Raw genomic sequence first — 11,975 nt, forward strand, 5'->3', positions numbered from 1 at the left:
TCATATGCGTATCGCCATCATCGGCAGCGGGATCTCTGGGCTGACCTGTGCCTATCTGCTGTCACGTCGCAATGAGGTGACCGTGTTCGAAGCGGCTGACTGGATCGGCGGTCATACCCATACTGTCGACATCGAATGGCACGGCCAGCGCTATGCCGTGGACACCGGTTTCATCGTCTTCAATGACTGGACCTACCCCAACTTCATTCGCTTGCTGGATCGCCTGGGAGTCGTCTCGCGCCCCACCGAGATGAGCTTTTCCGTGAACGATCCGGACAGCGGCCTGGAATACAACGGCAATAACCTGGACACCCTCTTCGCCCAGCGCGGCAATCTGCTGTCGCCGGGCTTCTGGGGCATGTTGCGCGATATCGTGCGCTTCAACCGCCAGGCGGTGGCCGACCTTGACGGCCACCGCATCGAGCCGGGCATGAGTCTTGGCGATTACCTGCACACGAGAAGCTACGGGCAGCGCTTCATCCATCACTATATCGTCCCCATGGGCTCGGCCATCTGGTCGGTATCAAGGGCCGATATGCTGCGCTTCCCGATGCACTTCTTCGTCCGTTTCTTTCGTAACCATGGCCTGCTCTCTATCAGCCGGCGCCCACAGTGGCGAGTGCTCGAGGGTGGTTCGCGCAGCTACGTGGAGCCGTTGTGCAAGACCTTCGCCGAGCGCATTCGGCTCAATTGCCCGGTGATGAGCGTCCGCCGGGACGACACAGGCGTGGACATCACCAGCGCCGCAGGCCGCGAGCGCTTCGACAAGGTCGTGTTCGCCTGCCACAGCGACCAGGCTTTGGCGCTGCTGGAGAACCCGACGAGCACCGAGCACGAGGTGCTTGGCGCCCTCACCTATGCCGCCAATGAAGTAGTGCTGCACACCGATACCCGCCTGCTGCCCCGCCGGCGCAAGGCCTGGGCCAGCTGGAACTATCGCCTCGGCGGACCCGCGCACGCCCCGGCGGCCGTGACCTATAACATGAACATTCTGCAAGGCCTCGACGCCCCGGTTACCTTTTGCCTAAGCCTCAATCAGGGCGATTGCGTGGACCCGTCGCAAGTGCTGGCACGCTTCAACTATGCACATCCTCAATACAGCCTTGCCGCCATGGGGGCCCAGGCGCGCCAGGGTGAGCTACAGGGAAACCAGCACAGCTACTTCTGCGGTGCTTACTGGGCAAACGGCTTCCATGAGGATGGCGTGGTCAGCGCACTGGACGTCGCCCAACGGTTTGGGGAGCGCCTGTGAACAGCAGCCTTTGCTACGGTTGGGTCAGTCATCGGCGCCTGGTACCGCGGTTCCATGGATTCCGCTATCGCAGCGGCATGTTTTACCTGGATCTGGACGAACAGGAACGGCTGCTGGGCCTGTCCCCGTTACTCGGTGCTTCTTGCTGGGCGCCGTTGTGCTGGCGAGAAACCGATTACCTTCCAGCCTGGACTCGTCAGGGTATGCCGTTGAAGGAAGCGGTGCGCGAAGTGGTGGCCAAGGCCCTTGGCCAGGCACCGTGCGGCGCCATTCATTTGCTGACCCAACCGCGCAGTTGGGGGATTTCATTCAATCCGGTCAGTTTCTATTTTTGTCACGACAGCGACGGCCTCCTCGCAGCGATTGTGCTGGAGGTACGTAACACACCCTGGCGTGAGCGCTTTCACTACGTTTTGTCTGTGCTGCCCGGTCAGCCCCGGCAGTTCTCGGTCACCAAGGCATTCCATGTCTCGCCGTTCCTGCCGATGGACATGCAGTACCACATGCGCTTCCACATCGATGGCGCACACGTGCGCATCCACATGGAAAACCGCCGCGAAGGGCAAAAAGTCTTCGAGGCCGACCTGGCCCTGCAGCGGCAGCCGCTGGATGCCACAGCACTACGACGCCACGTACTGGCCTTCCCCTGGATGAGCCTGCGCACCCTCGGCGCCATTTATTGGCAAGCCATGCGCCTGTTGCTCAAGCGCACCCCGCTCTATGCCCACAAGACCCGTCAGAGCAGCCAAAACCTTGGCCATCACGTCCACGAGGAGCCCGAGCATGTCCGAACCAACTCTGAGCGTTAGCAAATCCTTGGGCCTGACGCCGTTATTCGGCGGCCTGGCCAGAAGCGCCGTGCTCAATCAGCTTCGCAACCTGCGCCAAGGTCGTCTGCGTCTGATCTGCCAGGACCAGCAGTGGCTGTTTGGCGATGTTGGCAGCGCGCTGCACGCTGAGGTCGAGATCTTCGACGAAGCAGCCTGGGGCATGGTGGCTGCCAACGGGTCGATCGGTGCGGGCGAAGCTTACATTCACGGATACTGGCGCAGTCCGGACCTGGCCGCGGTCACCCGCCTGTTCGTCGCCAACCTGGAGGTGCTCGACGCCCTTGAAGGCGGGCTGGCGCGCCTGGGTCGTCCGATCCTGCGCCTGCTGCATTGGCTCAATCGCAACAGCAGGCACGGCGCGCGACGCAACATTCTCGCCCATTACGATCTGGGTAATGCGTTGTTCGAGCGGCTGCTGGACCCGACCATGATGTACTCGGCAGCCATGTTCGACAGTCTGGAGCAGACCCTGGAGCAGGGCCAACTGAACAAGCTTGAGCGTATCTGCGACAAACTCGCGCTATGCCCAGACGATCATTTGCTCGAGATCGGCACCGGATGGGGCAGCCTGGCGATCCATGCCGCCACACGCCACGGGTGCAGGGTGACCACCACCACGTTGTCCGAGGCACAGTACGCCCATACCCTGCAACGCGTCCGCGATCTTGGTCTGCAAGAACGCATTACCGTCCTGCGCGAGGACTACCGCGATCTTGGCGGACGCTTCGACAAGCTGGTCTCGATCGAGATGATCGAGGCGGTCGGGCACCGCTATCTGCCGGTTTACTTCCGCCGCTGCGCGTCGCTGCTCAAGGATGACGGCTTGATGCTGCTGCAGGCGATCACCATCCGCGACCAGCGCTATGAACAAGCCCAGCGGTCGGTGGATTTCATCCAGCGCTACATCTTTCCCGGCGGTGCCCTGCCCTCCTTGAGTGTCATGCTGCAGACCGCCAGTCGCCATACCACGTTGAACCTGGTGCACATGGAGGACTTCGGCCTGGACTATGCGCGGACACTGCAGCACTGGCGCGACAACTTGCGTCAGTCGCGCACCGCATTGGTCGAGCTTGGCTATGACGACACCTTTCAGCGTCTCTGGGAGTTTTACCTGTGTTACTGCCAAGGCGGTTTCGAGGAGCGTGCGATCGGCGTCGCGCAACTGCTCTGGGCAGCCCCGGCCGCACGCCGTGCATCGCTGCCGGGCGGCTGATTTGAGCCGGGCCTGGTTGGTCAGTAACGCGCTCTGGATGCAGGCCGCCTGGTGGGCTTGCGTACTGAGCGAGCGGCATCCTTGGCTGCTGCTGCCGGTGGTGGCCGGCCTGTTGGTGCATGTGGCTGCTTGCCCTCGGCCGGGCGACGAAGCAACCACTCTGGTCTGCGTGGGGATAGCAGGCTGTTCACTGGATGCCGGCCTGGGTGTGCTGGGAGTCTTCGATTTTGCCCAGCAACCCCTACCTATGTGGCTGGCGCTGCTGTGGCTAGTGCTGGCCAGTGGGCTTCGGCATAGCCTGGCCTGGGCTCGACGTCCCATCTGGTACGGGGCGCTACTGGGCATGTGCGGTGGACCTCTGGCCTACATCGCCGGTGCAACGCTGGCCGGTGTAGGCCTGCCTTGGGGCACTCTGGGTACGGTCCTGCTGCTCGCGCCGTTGTGGGCTGTATGGATGCCGCTTGTCCTGCGACTCGCTGCACCCCGCTGAGAAGCGACTGCCTTCGAATGCGTGAACATCCTCTGCTTGGGCCGGTTATCAAGGGTTCACGGAAGCGACTCCGGCTGGCGGCGAAAGAACAGGATCACTTGTCCCAACTCGACACCAAGCTTGCTCATACTCGAGCGATTGATCATCGTGTCTTCGTCCATCAGGTACATCCAGTCGTCCAGATCCACTTCCCAATGCCTGCCATCAACCGGCAGGTCAAGGCGATAGCGCCAGCGCAGCGCGTTGCCAGCAACCTCGCCGCTGGCCTCTCCGACTACGTCGTCCGCACGACCACGCCAACGCCCGGCACCGGCTGGCTGCAGCGTCCAGACGCGGCGCTGACGCGTGCCATCGCTGTAGAGAAAACGTTCGTCGAGGATCAGCTGCTGGCCTTCGACGCGGCTTTCGATCTGAACATGGAAACGCTTGACCACCTCACCCGAGCGATTCTGAAACAGACCCCAAGCCTCTACCGGCCTTGAGAAGAACGCCACGAGATCCAGCGTCGGTCGCTCCTGGGCGTAGTGCTCCACGCCAACGTTGTTACAACTGACCAGCAACAGGCTAACGAACAGTACCAGTATTTGACGCATCTCAACCTCCTCAGTCAGCCGCCCGGTCCATCCCCAGCAGTTGTTGACGCAGTTGCTTGTCCCGAGTGCGCGGATCAAGCCAGATGTCGAAAAAGGCGCGGGCGAACGCAGGGTCCTCGACCCGCCGGCGCAGTTGGCCGTCGACGAAGAACGTGCAGCCTATGCCGGGATGGTAGATCCCGGTGATGCGCATTCCGGGCCGAACATCGACGAAGGCTTCACGCATTTCACTGGACCAGCGCTGGAGGGTGGACTCATCTGGACGAGCCTCTGCCATGCGACGCATTTCCTTGAGGCTGGCCTCCACCAGCGTTTCCCTGGAAAACACACGGTGATATGTCAGTTCGAGCGCAAAAGGCTGATCCCAGGTCAGCGGCAAACCAGCGCTCCACAACCGCGCGGTGTATAGATTCACGCCGAACCAGGTAAAGTCGCCGCTGCCCACCAGACGCCCATCGGGCAGCGCGGGATGCCAATCCGCCCAGGCAGGTACGGCGAGTACCAGCGCGAACAGCCAGCCTCTCGACAGACGATGTTCGAGAAAGCGTCTGGCAACAGCCACGTTCATCGGTGCCTCGACTTTTTTTAAAATTCTATACAAGACTAGCTTAATGTATAGTTTTTACGCCATAAGTACAGAACGTGTACAATTTTTTCACCGTTGCGCTAGTGATTCCACAGGCTTGACGCAGGAACGAAAAAAGAGGCCGAAGCCTCTCTTTTTCAATGCTGGACATAAATGCTGCGCAAAAAAAAGCGCCACTCATTGAGTGGCGCTTTTTTTGTATTTGGAGCGGGAAACGAGACTCGAACTCGCGACCCCGACCTTGGCAAGGTCGTGCTCTACCAACTGAGCTATTCCCGCGTCTTGGTGAGGCGCATTCTATAGAATCCAGATGCCCCGTCAACCCTTTGATTCAAAAAAGTTTATTTCTTTTCCACGTCGGTCTTCAGATGCGGCCAGGCAGCCCGCAAATATTGAACCATGGACCACAGCGTCAGGCCCGCAGAGATCAGCAGCAACGCGTAACCCACCAGAACCCAGAACGTGAAGTCCGACGGATTGGCCAGCAGGATCACCAGCGCCAGCATTTGCGCAGCGGTTTTCCATTTGCCTAGGTTCGACACGGCGACGTGAGCACGAGCACCGAGCTCGGCCATCCACTCTCGCAGCGCCGAGACGACGATTTCGCGACCAATGATCACAGCGGCCGGCAGCGTGAGCCACAGGTTGCCGTGTTCCTGCACCAGCAACACCAGCGCCACGGCGACCATCAGTTTGTCGGCCACCGGATCGAGAAAAGCCCCGAACGGCGTGCTTTGCTCCAGACGACGAGCCAGATAACCATCCAGCCAGTCAGTGGCGGCGGCAAATGCAAAGACCGAAGCGGACGCGAGGTAGCTCCATTGGTAAGGCAGGTAGAACAGTAAAATGAAGATCGGGATAAGCAGGACGCGTAGAACGGTAATCAGATTAGGGATATTCATCGGCACAACTGGCTACGAGGTGAGGTGGCATTCTACTCGCTGTGCAGATTTGCATAAATCAACTCTGCGAGCTTTTTACTGATCCCGGGGGCTTTGGCGATCTCGTCGATGCTGGCACGAGACAGCTCCTGCAATCCACCAAAATGTTTCAACAAATCGCGCCGGCGTGTCGGTCCGACGCCTGCGACGCCCTCCAGTGTAGACGTACGGCGGGTTTTTCCACGACGGGCACGGTGCCCGGTAATTGCGAATCGGTGGGCTTCGTCGCGGATCTGCTGGATCAAATGCAATGCCGGGGAGTCACCGCGCAAGGTGAATTCGTGGGCCGCATCGTTGAGATACAGGGTTTCGAAACCGGCCTTGCGTGTCGCGCCCTTCGCCACGCCCAGCAGAATCAGGTCGGGCACCGCCAGCTCATTGAGCACATCGCGCGCCATGGACAACTGCCCCTTGCCGCCGTCCACCAGCAGGATGTCCGGCAGCTTGCCCTCCCCGTCCTTCAGTTTGCTGAAGCGTCGGGTCAGGGCCTGGTGCATCGCGGCGTAGTCATCGCCCGGCGTGACGCCTTCGATGTTGTAGCGGCGGTAGTCGGACTTGATCGGGCCTTCGGGACCGAACACCACACAGGACGCCACGGTCGCTTCGCCACTGGAGTGACTGATGTCGTAACACTCCAGGCGTTGCGGCGGCTCATCCAGTTTCAGCACGTCGGCCAAGGCCTCGAAACGCGCGGCGACGTGTTGGCGGTTGGCCAGGCGTGCGCCGAGTGCCTGCTCGGCATTGGTCACGGCCAATTGCTGCCAGCGTGCCCGCGTTCCGCGAACCCTGTGGCTGATGGTCAGTTCGCGACCGCGCAACTCTTCAATGGCCGCGATCAGCGTCGGAAAATCTTCGTGCACCACGTTGACGATCAATTCGCTCGGCAAGTCGCGTTCAGGGCTGCTGACGAAGTACTGACCGAGAAACGCCGCCATGACTTCGGAAACGTCTTCTTCAATACCCACCTGCGGGAAAAAGTTCTTGCTCCCCAGCACCCGGCCACCGCGCACGCTGATCAGATGAACGCAGGCGCCGCCCGGGTTGACGAACGCGGCGATCACGTCGACATCTCCGGTCCCGCCTTCCATGCTCTGCTGATCCTGAACCCGGCGCAGCAAGGAGATCTGGTCGCGCAATTCTGCGGCACGCTCGAATTCGAGGTTGATCGCCGCCTCTTCCATGCCCGCCGACAACTCGTCGGTCAGCGCATTGCTACGCCCTTCCAGGAACATCACCGAGTGCCGCACATCTTCGGCGTACACCTCGGGCTCCACCAGGCCGACACAGGGCGCCTTGCAGCGTTTGATCTGATACTGCAGGCACGGTCGCGTGCGGTTCTTGTAATAGCTGTCTTCGCACTGGCGAACAAAAAAGGTCTTTTGCAGCAGGCTCAGGCTTTCGCGAATCGCACCGGCGCTGGGATAGGGGCCGAAATACTTGCCTTTGGCCTTCTTCGCACCGCGATGAATGCTCAGGCGCGGGAACTGGCCATCCGAGAGAAACACGTACGGGTAGGATTTGTCGTCGCGCAGCAGGATGTTGTAGGGCGGGCGCCATTCCTTGATCAGCGTCTGTTCAAGCAGCAAGGCTTCGGTTTCGTTGGCCGTGATCGTCGTTTCGACCTGGGCAATCCGCGCCACCAGTGCAGCGGTTTTCGGGGCGAGCCCGGACTTGCGAAAGTAACTCGACAGGCGATTCTTGAGGTTCTTGGCCTTGCCGACGTAGAGCAGGCGCGCCTCACTGTCGAACATGCGATAGACGCCGGGGCGTCCACTGACCGTCGACAGGAAAGCACTTGGATCGAAGGTGTCAGTCATTATCAGAGGCTGGCATCAACCATGCCGTGACGAACCGCCAACAGCGTCAACTCGACATCGCTGCTGATCGAAAGCTTTTCGAAAATTCGGTAACGGTAGGTGTTCACGGTTTTGGGCGACAGGCACAACTTGTCGGAAATGATCTGCACCTTCTGGCAGCCGACAATCATCAGTGCGATCTGGATTTCCCGTTCCGACAGCGCGTCGAACGGCGAATCGTTGGTCGGCTGAAAGGATTTGATCGCCAGTTGCTGGGCAATCTGCGGGCTGATGTAGCGTTGCCCGGCAAACACCAGGCGGATGGCCTGGACCATTTCCGGCAACCCGGCGCCTTTGGTCAGGTAACCCGCGGCACCGGCCTGCAACAACCGTGTAGGAAACGGATCTTCCTCGCACACGGTGACCGCGACCACTTTGATATCCGGATGACTGCGCAACAATTTGCGGGTGGCCTCAAGACCGCCGATACCGGGCATCTTGACGTCCATCAGCACCACATCGGGTTTCAACTCACGCGCCTTGAGCAGGGATTCTTCGCCTGACTCAGCCTGGCCGACCACTTGCAGGCCATCGATGTCAGCCAGCATTCGTGTAATGCCTGTACGAACGAGATCATGGTCATCGACTACTAGCACCCTAATCAAGCAGACACCTCGCGATATGGTCTTATTGAGTTGTCGACACCTTAGCAAAAAGCGACTGGCAGACCTAGCGGCAAGCGTCATATAAAAAGTATCAATACATCTTGAAAGGCTTGTCTTATACGTGTTTCAGCGGTTCGCGACCTCGACATCGCGCTGCATTCTCAGGAAACACTCGTCTTTGCCGACCACCGCAAGGCCCTTTCTTTCATATAGTGCTTTCGCCGGATTATTTTCAAAAACCGTCAAGCGCAATGCCGGACGCCGCTCCTTGCGTGCCATTGCCAATACCTGATCGATCGCCCAGGAACCGGCACCCTGCCCCCGAAAGGCTTCGAGCACGTGCAATTCGCGGATGTACAAGGCCCTTGCGTCCCGGCTCAGGCTCACATACCCCAGCCGCACATCATCGCTCACGATCAGCCAGTTTTCCCGTCCCGCCCAAGCGACATCGAAGGCCTCGTCCTGCCAGAGCAGATCGTGCTGAATGTAGTAGCGGAGCATGGTTTTACAGGTCAGCTCCCGAGCAAAGTCGAGGTCCTGCGACATCGCCGGACGTAAATCGAACCCCATCAGGCCTCCGCGACGGCAACTGTTTGCCCCGTCCAGTCATCCGTAGTGCGGCGAGCAACGACCAGCAGATTGCCGGTGCCGGGTGCGGCGGCAATCAGCGAACCGTCCGACGCCCAGATGGCGCTGCGTCCTGCCGACTCCCAGCCCCCCGTGGCACCGCCATGGTTGGCCATCAGCACCACCATCGAGTGCGTGACGGCATAGCCCTGCAACAACGTAGTGTCCGGGGCGTAGCCGTTTTCGGTGATCAACACGCCCGCGGCATACAGGTTGGCGCCCTGCCGCGCCGCTGCAGCCGCATGGCTAGCGTGGGAAAAATCGGCGCACACCGCCAGGGCGACCGTGTCGCCGCCGATTGTCAGGGGCGAACCGCCGCGGCCCGGTGCAAACGCGACTTCCTCGCCGGGATGCAAATGCTGCTTGCTATAAACCCCGAGTGAGCCATCGGCGCCCAGTACCAGCGCGCCGATCAACACGGGCGAATCCTCCGACAGACGAACAGGCATCCCGACCACGGTCGTTACGCCGATTTCCTGCGCAAAATCCCGCAACGGTTGCAGCAGCGCATCCTCCGGCGCAATGGCCAGCTCAGCCGCCAGCTCGCGCTCATACCCGGTCAGCGACAGCTCCGGAAACACCAGCAACTGCACGCCCTGCTCCGCCGCCACCTGCATGAAGCGTTGATGCCAGGCGATATTGGCGGCCAGGTCTCCCGCGATAGAGATCGATTGAGCGGCGGCGATGGTCAGAGGCGTCATGGTTCGTCCTTGTGACGTTGTGTTTTATTCAAGCGGCGAGTGTGTCACAACCTTCGACGCACTCAAGCGATAGAAATCGCCGGCGGTGACCAATAGCAATTTCTGATTGAATCCGCGTACCAGCCTCTAGTAAGCTCGGCGCATCCATCGGAGACAGACCATGTTGAACGCCCTCTCACAGCTTCCTACCGCCAGCGCCCTGCGCTCGGTTGCGGCTGCCCGGGTGAACGTCGTTTGCGCTCCGGTCAGCTTTTATTTTGGGTATTGGTTTAGCCACTGGCGCGCCTGATACCCACACGGCGCCCACTTTAAACGGGTCGCCACCAGAGAATTCTCAACCCCCGGTCGGCCTCCCGACCGGGGGTTTTGTTTTTTCAGCCCCAGACACTTTTCAGCAATAACCAGACAACTCGAGGATTCACGACATGAACTACGCCACTTATTACCGTTACGACAGTTTTACCGCCTGGCGATTTAGCAGCCTCCGCTCGGGACAGCCTGCCGCCTCCGATCGGTCACCCACAGGTGGCAAGCACACACGCAGCCAATCCGGCCAATTGTCGAACACCCCAGTAGGGCCAAGCGCGCGGGAACGAACCCGCCGCCCGCCCAGGAAGCCCGAATATGAACTCGTCCGTCTCTGCTCTGCCGCTGTCTGACCTGAATCCTGCCAATGAAGCGCTGACCCTGCGTCTGCCAAGCTCATTGCAACTCAAACAGCAACTGCCCCTCAGCAACGTCCTGACCCGCCAGGTCGCCGCCCACCGCGACGCGGTCCGCGCGATACTCAACGGTGAAGACTCCCGCTTGCTGGTCATCGTCGGCCCTTGCTCGATTCACGACCCCCAGTCCGCCCTCGAATACGCAAGCAGCCTCGCCCGCCTCGCCGCCGAAGTCAGCGATGAAATGCTGCTGGTGATGCGTGCCTACGTTGAAAAACCTCGCACCACGATCGGCTGGAAAGGCCTGGCCTACGATCCGCACCTGGACGGCAGCGATGACATGGCTGGCGGCCTGACCCTGTCCCGTGAGCTGATGCGCGAAATGCTCCGACTGGGTTTGCCCGTCGCCACCGAACTGCTGCAACCGATGGCCGCCGGTTACTTCGACGACCTGCTCAGCTGGGTGGCCATTGGCGCCCGCACCACCGAATCGCAGATCCACCGGGAAATGGCCAGCGGCCTGAGCATGCCGGTCGGTTTCAAGAACGGCACCGATGGCGGCGTCGGCGTTGCCAGCGACGCCATGCGCTCGGCGGCGCATCCGCATCGGCATTTCGGGGTCGACAGCCAGGGGCATCCGGCGATCATTCAGACCCCGGGCAATGCAGACACGCACCTGGTACTGCGCGGCGGCCATCGCGGCCCGAACTACGATCGCGCCAGCGTCTCTCAGGTGAACAACGATCTGGCCAAACTGAAAATCCCGGCGCGGATCATGGTCGATTGCAGCCACGCCAACAGCGGCAAAGACCCGCTGCGTCAGCCGGCGGTGTTCAATGATGTGCTTGAGCAGCGTTTGCAGGGTGATCGGTCTTTGATCGGAATGATGATCGAGAGTCATTTGTTCGAGGGTTGCCAGCCGTTGAGTGCAACGCTTCAATACGGCGTTTCGGTGACGGATGGTTGCCTGGGATGGGATGGGACGGAGGCGTTGTTGCGTCAGGCGGCGGAACGGTTGCGAGCACAAAACAAAACCGGAAACGTTTAGACGCGGTTTTTTGGAGGCTTTCGGGGGCAGATCGACACGTCAAGGTTTGATCGCGCCCTCAAGTCTGAAATTATGGCGGCTGACTGCACAGAGTGCCCGCCAGATGAGCCGCGGGGACTTCTGGATGATTATGCATGGATGCAAATCAGCAGACTGAGAGCAAGCGGCGCTGGCTTGATACGAGCAAGTGCTACACCGTCGTCATTTGGTAGTAATGAGGTCAAGGATGGACAAAAAGTATTTTTTGAAAAACTCACGGACAGGCTTTCTGTTCCTGATTATTGCCATTATTGCTTTCTATAACGGTGATGAGTTTTTTTACCAGGATTACACCCTAGTTATTTTCATGGTGTTAAGCACGCTTCTGTACCCGTTTTCCAGGTATTTGATATCAGTGACTGCCTACAAAATGAAACCCCGAGAATTTTGGAGAAAAGTATTCCCGGAACGCGATATTTCTGGCACTGACGCATTGTTTATATTCACTTGTGTCGTTTTAGCCATCCCATTGGGCGGCAGTTACTTGATGTACATAGTCTGCAAAAATGGGGTGACGAAGTCACCCCAATAG

13 protein-coding genes and 1 tRNA gene are annotated in these 11,975 nt (G+C 59.9%); 6 read left to right on the plus strand and 8 right to left on the minus strand.

Annotated elements, in window-relative coordinates; translation table 11 throughout:
* Positions 1–4 precede the first annotated feature (4 nt).
* The 4 genes from J2Y86_RS04840 to J2Y86_RS04855 are packed head-to-tail and all read left to right on the plus strand — an operon-like array spanning position 5 to position 3,785.
* Positions 5–1,252 (plus strand): NAD(P)/FAD-dependent oxidoreductase, encoded by a 1,248-nt coding sequence (locus tag J2Y86_RS04840; protein WP_253428609.1) that lies wholly within the window; start codon positions 5–7, stop codon positions 1,250–1,252.
* Positions 1,249–2,061, plus strand: coding sequence for a DUF1365 domain-containing protein (locus J2Y86_RS04845; protein WP_253428610.1), 813 nt, complete (start codon positions 1,249–1,251; stop codon positions 2,059–2,061). The genes J2Y86_RS04840 and J2Y86_RS04845 overlap by 4 nt, the downstream gene beginning before the upstream one ends.
* A complete protein-coding gene (locus tag J2Y86_RS04850; protein ID WP_253428611.1) occupies positions 2,036–3,295 on the plus strand; it encodes an SAM-dependent methyltransferase in 1,260 nt (419 codons plus the stop codon). Before J2Y86_RS04845 ends, J2Y86_RS04850 begins: the two co-directional genes overlap by 26 nt.
* Before the next feature lies 1 nt (position 3,296).
* On the plus strand, positions 3,297–3,785 hold the full coding sequence (locus J2Y86_RS04855) for a DUF2878 domain-containing protein (RefSeq protein ID WP_253428612.1): 489 nt from the start codon (positions 3,297–3,299) through the stop codon (positions 3,783–3,785).
* A 56-nt stretch (positions 3,786–3,841) separates the two neighbouring features.
* On the opposite strand, the gene J2Y86_RS04860 is transcribed toward J2Y86_RS04855, so the two are convergent.
* The 8 genes from J2Y86_RS04860 to J2Y86_RS04895 all read right to left on the minus strand — a co-directional run bounded on the left by J2Y86_RS04860 (position 3,842) and on the right by J2Y86_RS04895 (position 9,694).
* Positions 3,842–4,378: a DUF3833 domain-containing protein gene (locus J2Y86_RS04860; RefSeq protein ID WP_253428613.1), complete on the minus strand. Its 537-nt coding sequence runs from the start codon at positions 4,376–4,378 to the stop codon at positions 3,842–3,844.
* A gap of 10 nt (positions 4,379–4,388) precedes the next feature.
* The gene (locus tag J2Y86_RS04865) at positions 4,389–4,946 is read right to left on the minus strand and encodes a chalcone isomerase family protein (RefSeq protein WP_253428614.1); all 558 of its coding nucleotides are present in this window, start codon (positions 4,944–4,946) and stop codon (positions 4,389–4,391) included.
* Positions 4,947–5,167: 221 nt separating this feature from the next.
* Positions 5,168–5,243: transfer RNA gene (locus tag J2Y86_RS04870), tRNA-Gly, on the minus strand.
* A 62-nt stretch (positions 5,244–5,305) separates the two neighbouring features.
* Positions 5,306–5,866 (minus strand): CDP-diacylglycerol--glycerol-3-phosphate 3-phosphatidyltransferase, encoded by a 561-nt coding sequence (pgsA, locus tag J2Y86_RS04875; RefSeq protein WP_017339130.1) that lies wholly within the window; start codon positions 5,864–5,866, stop codon positions 5,306–5,308.
* Positions 5,867–5,898: 32 nt separating this feature from the next.
* Complete coding sequence (uvrC, locus tag J2Y86_RS04880; protein ID WP_253428615.1) at positions 5,899–7,722, minus strand: excinuclease ABC subunit UvrC; 1,824 nt, start codon at positions 7,720–7,722, stop codon at positions 5,899–5,901.
* 2 nt (positions 7,723–7,724) lie between these two features.
* Complete coding sequence (gene gacA / locus J2Y86_RS04885) at positions 7,725–8,366, minus strand: response regulator transcription factor GacA (RefSeq protein ID WP_008015884.1); 642 nt, start codon at positions 8,364–8,366, stop codon at positions 7,725–7,727.
* Positions 8,367–8,492: 126 nt separating this feature from the next.
* Positions 8,493–8,936 carry a GNAT family N-acetyltransferase gene (locus tag J2Y86_RS04890; protein ID WP_253428616.1) on the minus strand — a complete coding sequence of 148 codons (444 nt, stop codon included), beginning with the start codon at positions 8,934–8,936 and terminating at the stop codon, positions 8,493–8,495.
* The gene (locus J2Y86_RS04895) at positions 8,936–9,694 is read right to left on the minus strand and encodes a carbon-nitrogen hydrolase family protein (protein WP_253428617.1); all 759 of its coding nucleotides are present in this window, start codon (positions 9,692–9,694) and stop codon (positions 8,936–8,938) included. Before J2Y86_RS04895 ends, J2Y86_RS04890 begins: the two co-directional genes overlap by 1 nt.
* Before the next feature lie 624 nt (positions 9,695–10,318).
* Here J2Y86_RS04895 and J2Y86_RS04900 point away from each other — a divergent pair.
* Positions 10,319–11,404, plus strand: a complete 1,086-nt coding sequence (locus J2Y86_RS04900; RefSeq protein ID WP_253428618.1) for a 3-deoxy-7-phosphoheptulonate synthase — start codon at positions 10,319–10,321, stop codon at positions 11,402–11,404.
* Positions 11,405–11,750: 346 nt separating this feature from the next.
* Positions 11,751–11,975: a colicin E1 family microcin immunity protein gene (locus J2Y86_RS30265; protein WP_367399724.1), complete on the plus strand. Its 225-nt coding sequence runs from the start codon at positions 11,751–11,753 to the stop codon at positions 11,973–11,975.

The organism is Pseudomonas migulae (assembly GCF_024169315.1).
GTDB lineage: Bacteria > Pseudomonadota > Gammaproteobacteria > Pseudomonadales > Pseudomonadaceae > Aquipseudomonas > Aquipseudomonas migulae_B.